The sequence below is a fragment of the Asticcacaulis sp. W401b genome (assembly GCF_046503825.1).
GTDB lineage: Bacteria > Pseudomonadota > Alphaproteobacteria > Caulobacterales > Caulobacteraceae > Asticcacaulis.
In genome coordinates, this window is sequence record NZ_JBKFEE010000003.1 from 20,350 (window position 1) to 32,934 (window position 12,585).

The 12,585-nt window shown below is 59.7% G+C and carries 11 protein-coding genes and 1 tRNA gene; 2 read left to right on the forward strand and 10 right to left on the reverse strand.

Annotated features, from left to right (window positions below; all coding sequences use genetic code 11):
* Window positions 1-139 precede the first annotated feature (139 nt).
* Window positions 140-1,042 carry an Abi family protein gene (locus ACK8OE_RS07500; RefSeq protein ID WP_410272044.1) on the forward strand — a complete coding sequence of 301 codons (903 nt, stop codon included), beginning with the start codon at window positions 140-142 and terminating at the stop codon, window positions 1,040-1,042.
* The gene (locus ACK8OE_RS07505; RefSeq protein ID WP_410272045.1) at window positions 1,033-1,821 is read left to right on the forward strand and encodes an HNH endonuclease; all 789 of its coding nucleotides are present in this window, start codon (window positions 1,033-1,035) and stop codon (window positions 1,819-1,821) included. The genes ACK8OE_RS07500 and ACK8OE_RS07505 overlap by 10 nt, the downstream gene beginning before the upstream one ends.
* 29 nt (window positions 1,822-1,850) lie before the next feature.
* On the opposite strand, the gene mobF is transcribed toward ACK8OE_RS07505, so the two are convergent.
* The 10 genes from mobF to ACK8OE_RS07555 all read right to left on the reverse strand — a co-directional run bounded on the left by mobF (window position 1,851) and on the right by ACK8OE_RS07555 (window position 12,585).
* Window positions 1,851-4,604, reverse strand: coding sequence for a MobF family relaxase (mobF, locus tag ACK8OE_RS07510; RefSeq protein WP_410272046.1), 2,754 nt, complete (start codon window positions 4,602-4,604; stop codon window positions 1,851-1,853).
* A complete protein-coding gene (locus tag ACK8OE_RS07515) occupies window positions 4,604-6,436 on the reverse strand; it encodes a type IV secretion system DNA-binding domain-containing protein (protein ID WP_410272047.1) in 1,833 nt (610 codons plus the stop codon). The genes mobF and ACK8OE_RS07515 overlap by 1 nt, the downstream gene beginning before the upstream one ends.
* Window positions 6,433-6,834, reverse strand: a complete 402-nt coding sequence (locus ACK8OE_RS07520; protein ID WP_410272048.1) for a hypothetical protein — start codon at window positions 6,832-6,834, stop codon at window positions 6,433-6,435. Before ACK8OE_RS07520 ends, ACK8OE_RS07515 begins: the two co-directional genes overlap by 4 nt.
* A 237-nt stretch (window positions 6,835-7,071) precedes the next feature.
* Window positions 7,072-7,506, reverse strand: a complete 435-nt coding sequence (locus ACK8OE_RS07525; protein WP_410272049.1) for a hypothetical protein — start codon at window positions 7,504-7,506, stop codon at window positions 7,072-7,074.
* A 93-nt stretch (window positions 7,507-7,599) separates the two neighbouring features.
* Window positions 7,600-7,743, reverse strand: a complete 144-nt coding sequence (locus ACK8OE_RS07530; RefSeq protein ID WP_410272050.1) for a hypothetical protein — start codon at window positions 7,741-7,743, stop codon at window positions 7,600-7,602.
* 1 nt (window position 7,744) lies between these two features.
* On the reverse strand, window positions 7,745-8,443 hold the full coding sequence (locus ACK8OE_RS07535) for a hypothetical protein (protein WP_410272051.1): 699 nt from the start codon (window positions 8,441-8,443) through the stop codon (window positions 7,745-7,747).
* Window positions 8,444-8,485: 42 nt separating this feature from the next.
* The gene (locus ACK8OE_RS07540; RefSeq protein ID WP_410272052.1) at window positions 8,486-9,727 is read right to left on the reverse strand and encodes a tyrosine-type recombinase/integrase; all 1,242 of its coding nucleotides are present in this window, start codon (window positions 9,725-9,727) and stop codon (window positions 8,486-8,488) included.
* A gap of 163 nt (window positions 9,728-9,890) precedes the next feature.
* Window positions 9,891-9,966: transfer RNA gene (locus tag ACK8OE_RS07545), tRNA-Thr, on the reverse strand.
* Between the two features lie 100 nt (window positions 9,967-10,066).
* The gene (locus ACK8OE_RS07550; RefSeq protein WP_410272053.1) at window positions 10,067-11,614 is read right to left on the reverse strand and encodes a heme biosynthesis protein HemY; all 1,548 of its coding nucleotides are present in this window, start codon (window positions 11,612-11,614) and stop codon (window positions 10,067-10,069) included.
* Window positions 11,611-12,585 (reverse strand): COG4223 family protein, encoded by a 975-nt coding sequence (locus tag ACK8OE_RS07555; RefSeq protein WP_410272054.1) that lies wholly within the window; start codon window positions 12,583-12,585, stop codon window positions 11,611-11,613. The genes ACK8OE_RS07550 and ACK8OE_RS07555 overlap by 4 nt, the downstream gene beginning before the upstream one ends.

The following is a 12,585-nucleotide window of genomic DNA, read 5'->3' on the forward strand; positions in this document are numbered from 1 at the left end:
ATATTTTCACACTGAGCCCCTACATAGGTCGCAACAGAACCCGCCACGCTTCTTGTCTCGGCTTAGGCCTTGGCTCGCGCACCAGGCGGGTCATTTGTTTCTGGGCTATGGTTTTCACGCCTGCCCAGGGGGGTAGCTGATGAAGCCGCCCTTTGCCAAACCCGCTCTTAGCCACGCTGATCAATTGGCGCGACTTATCGCTCATGGAATGATTGTGCCGGATCAAGCGGCCGCCCTGCATGCTTTGCAGCACATTAGCTACTACCGGCTCAGCGCCTATTGGCTGCCCTTTGAGCATCCGAAGGGTGCGACTGGCCCACGATTTTTGCCGGGTACAAGTCTCGATACAGTCCTGGCCCTGTATGAATTTGATCGCAAGCTACGCATGTTGGTCACCGACGCCATCGACCGTATCGAAGTCGCCGTGCGCGGCAGTTGGGCACATGTCTTGGCACTGAGTGGCGGCCCTCACGCCTATTTGTCGCCCGTTTTGTACCAAAATTCCGAAGACTATCTCGATAATCTATCCAACCTGATCAAAGAGGTAAGGCGCTCCAAGGACGTTTTCATCAAGCATTACTACGCAAAATATGCGGAGCCAGCGATGCCGCCGGTATGGATGGCGTCCGAGGTCATGTCTTTTGGTAGTCTGTCGCGATGGTACAAATTGCTAGCGCAGCCGTCGGACCGACAAGCCATTGCCAATCCTTTTGGCCTTGACGAGCGCGTTATGGTTCCATTCGTCCATCATCTCGTCGTGGTCAGAAACACCTGTGCGCATCACGGGCGACTGTGGAACCGTCACTTTCAAATCCGACCTGCCTTACCACGCCGGCCATCCGATTTGGCCACAAGTCTGGAACCAGGCAGCCCGGCACAACTTTACAACACCTTATGCATTATTGCCTTTGTTCTTCAAAAGGTCGACCTGGCGAGCACCTTTGCTGCGGACCTGAAAGCCCTGATTGCGCAACATCCAACGGGTGACGTTGCCGCCATGGGCTTTCCAGCCAATTGGTTGGGACGTGCGTTATGGCTGTGATTGACGCTCGCAAGCGCCTGATGACCTATCCTTTCGGTCTTATGGTACGCCTGAAGGACGCTGCCTTTGAACACGGCTATCGTATCGGTCCGGAAGAAGCCGCGGGGTGGATATTTTTTCGCTCCAGCACGGCACCCGGCGAAATCGCCCTGGCCGCCTTGTCCGACCGCGGCCCCTTTGTTCTGTCGATCCAGCATGACGGCACCGCCCGTGAGTTGGTCAGCCGTCACTTTGCCACAGCTACGCCCTGCGCGCGTGGTCATGCGGCCGCTTTAGTCTTCGACGACCTCGACGCTCTGTTTATGGGCGTCAGCCAGGCCTACCGGCTGTCGATGAGTTTACCGACCTTTCCGCTGGAGCAATTCCTCAAGGAAACTGAAGGCTTAGGCACTACTGAAGCCGAACAAACCGTGCGGATTCGCAAGGGGCAGGACATCTTCCGCGCCGCCTTGATGGAATACTGGAACCGCACGTGCCCCTTGACCGGCATTACCGATACCGCACTGTTGCGCGCCTCCCACATCGTTCCATGGGCCGCCTGCACGTCTGATGACCAGCGCCTGGATGTCCATAATGGCCTACTGCTCTCGTCGCTGTGGGATGCGGCTTTTGACGCTGGCTTGGTTAGCTTTGACAATAACGGGCGGGCCATTGCCTCGCCGGCGCTTAGCGATGAGGCGGCCGTGCATATGTTGCTTTCCGACGCCTCTCCTTTGCCACTATCACCTCAACATCTTCCCGCGTTGGCATGGCATAGGCAGTATGTTTGGCTTTCTTAGCACGACTTACAGTTACCCGACTCTCGATTTTATATGGACCAGCTCTGCTTAATCGTGTGGTCGGCACTCTGTTTCAAAGCACTTTGGGCCTGGCCTGACCGTTCGTGTATCCCTTGAATCAGCTTGTCGCGGTCGTCAGTATAGATCACGGCCTCGGCCTTGGCGCGAGATATGCTGACATAGAGAACGCTCTGGTCAACGAGGTTCGTCCGGTTGCTCTCAAAATGGATGAAGGCCCGTTCCGCCGTCTGTCCCTGGGAGGCATAGGCAGTCTGCACATAGGCATGGCGGATATGCTGGTCGGACGCCTCATGGATAGACAGGGTGACGGTCTTGCCGCGCTCGGTCTTGATGGTGATGGTTTCCCGATCCGGGTTCACCTTCGTCACCTCGGCCTTCAGGCCATTGATCCGGGCCTGGGCGGCATTGTTGCGGGTAAACTCGATCCTGTCCCCTGCGCGCAATTCGCGGTTTTGGCCCTGGAACACTTCGACGCTTCCCCATGTGTCGGGCTGCCAGTTTCGCTCTTGGCCGTGTTTGTCGCGGAGAGCGACTGTGCCTTTGTGTGTATCAACCCGCGCCACGTCAAATGCCGCGCCTCGCTCGATGCCGTACGCTCGGTCGGCCTTGTTGAATATCACCACGTCGCCGGGTTCATACGCCTTGGCTGCCCTGATCTCAGCCCTGGTCATGTCCTTCTGGTTCAAGGTGCGCATGGTTATGGCCTGGTCGCCAAGTTCTCCCTTGTCAGCCAGGGCGTTTCTGATCTGGTCGGTCAACAAGTCACGGCCTTCGCGTGACGGGTCAATGACGATGGTCTTGCGTCGCTCGTCTTCGCTGAGTGCGGCATAGGTGTCGGCGATGGCTCCCATACGGTCGGAGGCGGTGGCGTGCTCCATCACACGGCCACCGCCGCGATCAAGCGCGTCAAGAGCCTGTTTGGCTTTGCCCTTTATGGAATGTTCTACAGCCTCCAACGTCAATTCATTGGTTTGGCGCACAACCTTTTCCAGCTTGAACGTCGGCATCCCGGCTTCCTGAAGTTGGCGGAATGCCGCACCGGCGCCGACAGAATTTAGCTGTTTGTAGTCGCCGACAAGAACGGTCCTGGCCCCTCGCTGTTCGGCGGCCTCCAGCAGGCGGGTCATATCCCGTGCCGATATCAGACTGGCCTCATCTATCAGCCAGATTTGCCGGTCATTGGTTTTCGGCTCGGCCTGCCGCTCCAACAGGCGAAGGTGACGTTCGACCGTAACGGCAGGCAGGGTGAGGGCGTCGCCAAGGGTCTGTGCCGCTGACGCGGACGGGGCCATTGCCTTGATCTCAAAACCCGCTGCCTGAGCTGCATCGGCGAACGTTGCCAACACCGTCGTCGTCTTGGCCGTCCCGGCATAGCCCTGGATGGCGGTAACGGCATGTGTACTTGCCAGTAGGCCTTTGGTTGCCTGCCTCTGGTCATCAGTCCAGCCAAAGCCCTGATCCTCTGAATTACGCGCGGCGGTCGCTACGATCTCGGCGGCCTTGATAGGGGCGGCGACTGCCTCGGCCCCATGCCTGCCGCGCATTTCGGCGCTCAACAGTCGCTGCTCATAGTCGAGACTGGCGCGGGTCGTGTAACCCTGGCCCTCGCGGCCCTGACGGTTGATGTAGGCGCGCGGCACAAGCTCGCCACGCTCGACTGCCTGCGCCATGGCCCCGCGAATGACGGCATTGTCCACCCGGCCCATGCCGAAGCGTCCTGCCTCCTTTTGCAGGTCCACGCTGGAAAACACCGCCTGGCGCTCACCCAATTTGTTGTGGGCGAATGCCACCGCCGTATGCGCCAGGGCTTCGGCTTCGCCCTTTATAAGGAGTGATCGCCGGTCGTCTTCGGCCAGCTGCTCCGCCGCATGAACAAGGTCCTGACGCTTGGCCTGGTCGAAACCAAGTTCATCGGCCTTGTCGCGCCAGCCCTGCACCAATCCGGTCCGGTCGATCTCGCCCTTAGCCTCGCGGGTGTCGAGCGCCGCGATCTGCTTTTCTTCGGCGGACGCGGATGCGCGATCCTTGCCGCGTGCCTCCAGATGCTTCTCGATCTGAGACGACCGCTCGCTGAAAGCCAGCAATAGGTCCCGGCTCAAACCCTTGATCTCAAAGTTAGAGTCCTTGCCAACATCGATCTCATAACCCAGTTGCGCAACCCGGTGCGCCAATTCCTGCCGGTAAATCTCCCCGGCCGCTTTCTGGATTTGGTAGAGGGGCCGGGATTCGAGACTACGCCAGTTGCCGTCCTCGTCCTGGGTCATATTCAATATGACATTATGGGTATGAAGCTGCGGGTCTTCCTCCCGGCTGGTCTGGTGCAGGAAAGACCCTATGACCAGATTGCCAGTTTGAACATGTTCAACGCCATCCTTGCCCCGAACGCGGGTTTCTGCTGCGAACTCCTCGATGAACGCCATAGTGACTGAGGCGGCCTTGGCATGGGCTTCGACAAGACGTTCGTCGCCTGCCACCAAAGCCATGACCGAAACCGATTTGGGCGCCGAAAGGGTCAAGTCCCAACCAGGTCGATGCTCCAGGACATCGGATTTGTTGGTCCCCAAGGTCGTGCCATCGGGGAGCTTGCCTTCCAGCAACTCCTTGAACCTGTCACGGTCAACTTCGCCCTTCAGGTCGAGCGCTTTGGCACCTTCACCCTGCCATTCGGACGGCGACACCCCGCCCTCGCTATAATAGTCGTCGGATTCAAAATAGCTAGCGGCCTGACCCGAGCTGCGGATGGCGGATATGGTGGCGACCATCAGACCGGCCCTCCGGTCGGCAGAATAGGCGAGGCGCTCTGTGCTCGGTCGGTCTGGCGCTGCCCTTTACCCCAATAGGTGTCGGCAATATCACCGGGGATGAAGGCGGCATGACCTGGTTCGCGACGGGCTATGATTTGGCCATTGCTCAACCGGATCAGGGCAATCGGCAAGCCATCTGGCAATTGCAGATAGCCGGTATGCGGCGGAAGTCTAAGCTGGGACTCGATAACGGCAGGCCGAACCTGTCGGGAGGTACCAAGGCTGGTGCGGCCCTTGCCATACTCGAAGTCCATATTGTCCGTGGCGGCGCGGATTTCGATTTCTACATCACCAAGTGTCTTGCTAATCCAGAGCCGCGTGTCGGAATCGATGGTCTGCAAAAACAACTTGGTATTGGCGCAACCCAACATGGCCTCTGCGCCCTCGCGTCCATACCGGTCGTGCATCTGGCCGATACTCTGGAAGGTGATGACGACGGACGCGCCGAACTTCCGGCCTTGTGGCAAGAGCCGCAAAAGCTGATCAACCCTTGGGATGTCGGGAAGCTCGTCCAGCAGCATCCATACGCGGCGGGCCTTGCTCACCTCCAGCCCCAAGATAGAGGTGGCGGCGCAATCGAGCCAGCAAGCCATAAGGGGCTTCATAGCCTCGAAATAATCTTCCTTGCGCTGAACGAAGACCCAGGGCTTGCGTCCTGGTATAGCGTCCAGCCCCTTGAAGAAGGCGCGGAAGCTGAATGATCCGCCATCACCTGGCCCGGTGCGCAGGTACTGCAAAATGGCGGATGCCTTAGTCAGCATGAACAGGACCGATCCCGTCGCCCGGTCGGCATCCTCCGCAAAGATGCGCGATGACGACGTGTCCTGAAGCCAGGTCTTCAGGTCGTCCTTCGACATGGACTGAACGGCCTGGATCAGATCGGCAATGTCGGTCTTGCCCTCCTGCCACAGAGTCCGCATCATGTTGGCCAGAAGATTCCGGCCCGCTGTTGTCCAGACGCTATCCTCCTTTGCGCCGGAATCGGTGATCAGTTGCGCGGCGATGCGGTCGGCATCGGCGGGGTGACTGATCTCGCTGAAGGGGTTCCAATAGGTGCCGCGTTCATCGAACGGATTCAGGATCATGTCGCCACGCGACGGGTCGTAATAATGCGCGACGAATTCGCCGCTGGTATCATAGACGATGGCGCAATCGCCCCTGGCCTCGATCGCATCCAGCATTTGGCGTAGGACGGTTGTCTTGCCGGCGCCGGTCGTCCCGATTAACGCTGCGTGCCGGGTCTCCATGTTTGATGGCCACGCTACCGTGCCGATCCTGATTGGATGTGAACCGGCGAGACCCTGGGTGTGGCGCGCCAAAACCTGCTCACCAACAATATGCGTCCCGCGCAATACGTCGTCCTGGACGAGTTCTTCGCCGGTCGCCGAGAGCCACCGCGTCCATCCGTAGCATCCGCCTAGACCGATTAAAAAACCGGCAAATGCGCCCAGGCTGCCGTACAGTTTAAACCGTCGAAAGCTCTCCTGATATTCGGCGCTTTGCAGGATGGTCGATGCCCTGATGGGGACTTGCCGACCCTCAATTGAGATGTTGATTTTAGGAGGCTCGGCGGCATTGCCGCCCAGCCAATTCGTAAAACCAGCATAGGCGTACTCACCGCTGAGGACCTGATCGTCATGTGACACCGATAGCTTTAGGCTAGCCAAGCCGCATAGGCCCGTCGAAGCCAACAGAATTATGGCATAACCTCTGAGGCGGTGTGTGGCGGCCGCAAGGTTGAGATTTTGCAGCCCCTGACCGCGTTGCAGATTTTCGAGCACGTTTTTCATGATGGACCGCTTACCTGTGTTTTCTGGGCCAGCGTCTTTTGGCGCTGGTACGCTTCGGCGGCCTCTGCCGCTAAAGCCTGGTTGATTTTGGAGGGGTCGGCTTCGCCCTTGAGGGCGGTGCGCTGGGCGTAGACATAGGCGCAGACCGCCGTGAACAAGGCGCGGTCGGTGATAGCTTCCATGCGCCTGACTGTGGCGCTGATGTCACCCAGGGCGTCGATGAGGTCATTGCCGGTACTGGTCGTCACGGCTCCAGGCATGACCAACGAAGCCAGACCCGCCTCAAAAACGCGGACACCGGCCTGGTACAAATCAAGGCCAAGGGCGGCTCCGTAGGCCTCGATCATCGCCTTTTGGCTGAGGCTTATGCGGATTGAGAACGGATGTCGGGAGGTCATGACAGGCCTGCCATCCGTATGCGCAGTGCATACGCCCAACCCGTTGCTATAGCTGGCGGTTTTAAATATGCCACTTGACCGTAAGCGCTGCGCATACGCGCAACGCTTTGTTTTCTAAAGAAACACGTGTGCGTAGGGTGTGATCCTCCTTTCCCCATTTTCTTCCTGATATTCTTGGCTCTGGTGTTTGCCTTTTGGGGCTTTCCCCCGGCCTGACCGGGGCGGCGCGCAGCAAGATCAGGCGTTGACATTTGCGGCCTTCACTCTCGGTCGGGAAATCTCGCGCTGGAGACGCTGGGCGGCTGACTTGACCATCTTGGCAATGGCGAACGGTAGGAAGAGCACTGGGAACAGGTGCCCAACATGCCGGTGCGCGCCGATGACCTTGAACCTCGACACCTGGCCCGCATCATCGATTCTGACAGCAAAGAATTGGATGCGTTTCAGGTCGGAGAATTGAAGTTCGGTGCGTGCCCAGATTTTGAAACAGAACAGCAGATTGCTGCGTAGGTGCTGATCGTGCTGGTGATGCCAGCAAAAACAAGCACACCATCTGCCACCGGCTCGACGATAGGACGTCACGACGAAGGGTATGGTGACGCCGTCGATATCCTTGAACTCAAAGGGGACGATACTTGTTTCAGACATGGGGATGCCTTGAGGATATTCCATGTGGATGATCCTTTGGCCCACAGAGGGCGTGTTAAGATGTTAGGGGGAGTGGGTTGGACGCTATTCAGCTAGCGTCCTGGACATCAGCCGATATCACCCGGCTGTTTCAGGCGGGCTGCTGGTTTCCATCAGGCGCAACAGTTCGCTCATCGGCACAAGCGTCTTACGGCCAATTTTGAGAACTCGTATCTTGTTCGATTTTACCTGTTCGTAGAACAAGGTTTTGCCGATGCTCATTTCACGGCAAAACTCCCTGACAGAGAGGGCCTTCACTTGGTTGGTTGGGAAGTTTGGTTGAATCACAATCGTCACCTTTCTGCGGACTATCGCGATCCGCTGCGGCGATGATGGCCTCGACAACCTGAAGTGCGCTAGATGCTCTTTCAGGATTTTCCTGCCGCATTATTGCCAATTTTCGGATATCGTCACTGACACTGTTCAGCAGTCTGACACTCGCTTCATGTTTCCTATCGATGACTGACGTGAAAAAAGCCTGAGTCAAGCCTATCAACTGGGCAAGGTCTTCAGGGGTGTCAGGCTCCTTTGCGATGTCATCTAATGCGGCATAATGGACCGCCGCCTCGTCTTTAAGGTCGTCATGCGCAAAGAAGACGGAAAAAAGATTTGCTGCCTTCTCAGGAGCAACGGCTTTTAGCTCCTGGAGAAGTCTCGCACTTATGATGTCGTCGTTTTTCTCGAAATGCTTCTCGATGTCGATCTTCCGACAGACCATGCGCATAATCATTTCATAGTGTTGAGGTGAAATGACATACCCGTATGCGCGCCCGCGCTCGGTCAACTTGATCGGGCGGCTTTCAAGCGCAGTTTCGATCTCGGCGACGGAATAGGACCGGAAGGATGTTGTCTTTTCGGCCAAAGGCTTGGACAGCGCATCTCCAAGCCTCTCATAGGTTCTCGCAAAATAGGCTTCGTCCATATTTGCCCCTCGAAATTGTACTAAGGAAATTGGTAACCGTTCTCAGCCAGCTTTTCGCGGAAGAACGTTCGCACCGCCTTTAAGCTGATCCAGATAGTCAGACCACCACTGCGCCATTTCAACGCGCTCGGCCCAATGCGCGCCACGATGGTAGGCTGCGCGAATGGTGTCCTTGTCTTTGTGTGCCAGGGCTCGCTCGATGGCATCTGGTGACCATTTGTTGGATTCATTGAGCAAGGTGCTGGCCATGGCGCGAAATCCATGAGCGGTCATTTCATCGCCGGTAAAGCCCAGTCGGCGCAAGGCCGCATTGACCGTGTTTTCGGACATGGGGTCCAAAGGTGTGCGGATAGATGGAAAGACGTAGCGGCCGCCACCGGACAGCATTTTCGCTTCCTCGAACAACTCGATGGCCCGTCGGCAAAGGGGAACGGCGTGCTCTTGACGCGCTTTCATTTTTGCGGCCGGGATGCGCCACACATTTGAAGTCACATCGATTTCCGACCATTCAGCCCGGCGAAGCTCACCTGGGCGAACAAAAAGCAGTGCCGATAACTGCAAGGCAATGCGCGTTGACGGGTGCCCCTCATAACCATCGATGGCGCGCAGCATTTCACCGGCCTTTTCAGGATCAAGAATAGCGGCGTGGTGTTTGGCGCTACGCTTGGCCAGAGCGCCGCGCAAATCACGCGTCGGATCTGAAGGGGCGAGTTGATTGGCCACGGCGTAGCGAAAGACCTGCCCGATAAACTGCAGTGTCCTGTGCGCTTTCTCGTCGTTTTTCGAAGCCTCGAATGGACGGACGGCGTCAAGGACTTCGTACGGCTTGATTTCGCCAATGGGCCGATGGCCGAGCGACTTTTCGACCAGGCGCGTGAACCACTCTCTCTTTATGACCGTCGCCTCTGCCAGGCCGTCGCGTTTGTTCTTGGCGATGTAGGCTTTTGCCACAACACCGAAGGTATTGGCCGCTGCCACCTTGGCGGCGTGCTTGTCGCGCTGCTTCTGTTCGGCTGGATCAATGCCATTAGCTAACATACGTCGCGCCTCGTCTCGACGCTCCCTGGCTTCTTTCAGGCTGACTTCAGGATATGTGCCAAGCCCAAGCTTCTTTTCTATGCGCTTGGGGCGTCCCTCATCATCATTTCCGTCAATACGGTATTTCATGCGCCAAAGCATGCCGCCCGACGGCTGAACCAGAAGGAACAATCCTTTCTCGTCGGTCAATTTATAGGGCTTCGGCCCAGGCTTAGCGTTACGGATTTGGGTTGCTACAATCGGCATTGGGGGCCACGCATTTTTGAGGATTTCAAGTGGCCCCCACCGTGGCCCCCAAAATCGCCCGGATGCAGGCGAACGAGAGCGGACACTAGCGACCGACTAGTGCCTAAACTAACAGATTTTATTGGATTTTTCAACCTTTGGCGCACTTCGGCGAACAAGGTGATGGTGCCGCTTAGGTGACTCGAACACCTGACCCCCTCATTACGAATGAGGTGCTCTACCGGCTGAGCTAAAGCGGCACTTTGATGCAGGCGCATAATCGCCCGCCCCGGTTCGGAGAGCGCTGTTTACAGGCTCCCATAGCGGTTTGGCAAGGCCCCAAAGCGCCCACGACGGCAATTATTTTGTGGGTTTTGTCTTGCGGGCGCGGGGTTTGGGGGCGGGCGGGGCGACTTCGGCCTCATCGAGGTCGTGTCCGGCAATGGCCGCGTCGTATCCGTCCGGGCTGAGGGCCAGATTGTCGGGCAGGGGGGCGGGGCCTGACTTTTTCTGCGCCGCCTTGACGAAGGGCATGGAGGGCACGTAGCGCGTCGGCATGTCGGGCACGTCGGGCAAGCCCTTTTCGGCGCGTTCATGGCGCGGGTGCGCCAAAGTCCCCGTTTCGGCATAGGTCAGGACCAGCGTCGTCCAATCGGACGGCGTATAGGCAAAGGCCTTGCCCTCTGGGTCAAGGTCGGACCAGTCGGGCTCGGCCTTGGCCAGCGAGGCCTTGGCGACCCAGCCGCGCGCCCCGTCCACGTCCTGCACGGCCAGAGCCGCCTTGGCCATCAGGCCGCACAGGCGGCGCGTCAGGCGCTCCTCGGTCAGTTCGTCCTCAAGCGCCGCCGTGGCGCGGTCGATATCGGCGCGCACGCCGCTTAAGACCGCGCGTTCGACCTCCAGCACGCGGCTTTCGCGGTGCTGCGGGTTGCGGTCGATCAGCCCTTGCAGGCGGCGGGCGCGGTCCTTCGGCGTCTCATCGTTCACCAGGTCGCGGTAGGCCAGCCAGATGGCCGGGTGCGGCTGAGCGGCATAGGCGGCTTCCAGCACGTCTTCGGCGCGGCCCAGCTTGTTATGCGCGCTCAGCAGACGCGCGGCAATGACGGCACCGGGCGCGAACATGGGCTGAAGCTTGGCGGCGCGCACGGCGTAATCGAGCGCCTGTTCGCGGATTTGCGCCTCAGGCGCGGTTTCCAGATGCGCGGCCGAGGCGGCCATCAGGGCGGCGCGCGCCCGTTCGGCAAACAGCGGCGAGACCAGCTTGCGATTCAGCGCCCCTTCGACCAGATCGAGCGCTTCGGCCCATTCGCCGGCGGTCGAGCGCGCTTCGAACAGGGTCTTGAAGGCCCACATGGCGGGTTTGGGCTGGTTATAGCCTTCGCCGGCCAGACGAATGGCCTCGGCGCGGTCGCCTTCGGAAATGGCGAGCGTCATCAGGCCGCGCAGGCCGGCGAGTTTCAGTTCCGGCACGCTGAGCATGGCCGTCCAGGCGGCGCGCGTGGCGACCGGGTCATGGGCGGTTTCAGCCGCCAGCGCATTGAGGATGCGCACCAATGCCACATTGTCGTGCACATCTACGGCCTTGATCGCCTGACGGCGGGCTTCGGCCCCATCGCCGGAGACAACAGCGATAAAGCCGCGCGTGAGGGTCTCTTCACCCTGACGGCGACGGGCGGCGGCACGCTGACGTTCGGCGCGCTGCGGGGCGCGCGACATCCACAGGACGAGGTTCCAGAAGCACACAGCCGCAAAGGCCAGCAGGCCGATGACGATAACGGCAGCGGCCGCCGGGGTGTCGATGCGGTAGCCAAGCCAGATCAGGGTGGCCGTGCCGGGGTCACCGGCGGCGGCAAAGGCCACGGCGATCAGGGCCATGATGCTAAGGAAAATCAGAAGCGTGCGGATCACAGGCCAGTCTCCGGCTGAGGCGCGACGGCGGCCCCGCTGCCCGCCGTGGCGTCGGCGCCATTGGCCGTGCTGTAATTGGCCTGACTGAGGCGGCTCAAGGCCTCGACCGTGATGCGGCGGGTGGTGGTATCGACCAGCACGCGGTTGCGCGCATCGGTCATCCACGGCTTGAGCGCGGCTTGCGAGGCCGGGGGCAGGGTGGAGAGGACCGTCAGCGCACCGTTAAGATCGCCCTGATCCAGACGGCCCTGCGCCTGAAGCAGCAGGGCATCCGGGCCGCGCGCCGCGCCGTCGATGCGGCGTATGCTGATCAGGCCGCTGAGGGCATTGGTCAGGCGCGTCAGGAAGCTGTCGTCCGTTTTGGCGCTGGCGGCGGTGCGGGCCTTGGCGGCGTAGGCCGGGAAGCTGAGCGCCAGCGCGATTTCGCTGGGCACGCCCTTTTGCGCCAGAGGCCGCAGCGGCGCGACCATCACCGTGTCGGTCAGGCTCTTTTCGACGTCGGCCAGTTCGGAGAGAAACGGCTGAGAGCCCTTCGCCGCCTGTTGCAGGCCCGACGCGGAAGTGGCCGCAGCGGCGGCCTGAATCAACAGGCGTTGATTGGCCTCAAGGCGATCAAGGCGCTCAGACAGGCGGTTGAGCGCCGTCGGGTCGGCATAGGTGGGCGTTTGCGGCGTTTCGACAGATGCCTGCGCCTGACGCACGCGAAGGGCGTTCAGTTCGGCGGTCAGACGTGCGATTTCGGAGTCTTTTTCGCTGTCCTTGGCCACCGCCGCGGGGTCGAGATAGTCGGCCACGGTCTTTTGCGGGGCGCTCAGGTGCTCCTTATAGACCGCAAACCCCAGCACCCCCAGCGCCAGCAGCACGAAGACGATGGGAAAGGCAAAGGCGATGATCAGCGGGCCGCGCCCCCAACGGGTCTTTTCCGGCTCCGCCGCAGCGGGGATCGGGTTCGGGGCGAAGTCGTCGGTCAT

What these genes read in the sequence shown, in the direction of transcription:
- ACK8OE_RS07540 (WP_410272052.1), bottom strand. Translation starts at nt 9,727, where the DNA reads ATGCCGATTGTAGCAACCCAAATCCGTAACGCTAAGCCTGGGCCGAAG.
- ACK8OE_RS07500 (WP_410272044.1), top strand. Translation starts at nt 140, where the DNA reads ATGAAGCCGCCCTTTGCCAAACCCGCTCTTAGCCACGCTGATCAATTG.
- ACK8OE_RS07525 (WP_410272049.1), bottom strand. Translation starts at nt 7,506, where the DNA reads ATGGAATATCCTCAAGGCATCCCCATGTCTGAAACAAGTATCGTCCCC.
- ACK8OE_RS07520 (WP_410272048.1), bottom strand. Translation starts at nt 6,834, where the DNA reads ATGACCTCCCGACATCCGTTCTCAATCCGCATAAGCCTCAGCCAAAAG.
- ACK8OE_RS07515 (WP_410272047.1), bottom strand. Translation starts at nt 6,436, where the DNA reads ATGAAAAACGTGCTCGAAAATCTGCAACGCGGTCAGGGGCTGCAAAAT.
- ACK8OE_RS07535 (WP_410272051.1), bottom strand. Translation starts at nt 8,443, where the DNA reads ATGGACGAAGCCTATTTTGCGAGAACCTATGAGAGGCTTGGAGATGCG.
- ACK8OE_RS07555 (WP_410272054.1), bottom strand. Translation starts at nt 12,585, where the DNA reads ATGACCGACGACTTCGCCCCGAACCCGATCCCCGCTGCGGCGGAGCCG.
- mobF (WP_410272046.1), bottom strand. Translation starts at nt 4,604, where the DNA reads ATGGTCGCCACCATATCCGCCATCCGCAGCTCGGGTCAGGCCGCTAGC.
- ACK8OE_RS07505 (WP_410272045.1), top strand. Translation starts at nt 1,033, where the DNA reads ATGGCTGTGATTGACGCTCGCAAGCGCCTGATGACCTATCCTTTCGGT.
- ACK8OE_RS07530 (WP_410272050.1), bottom strand. Translation starts at nt 7,743, where the DNA reads ATGAGCATCGGCAAAACCTTGTTCTACGAACAGGTAAAATCGAACAAG.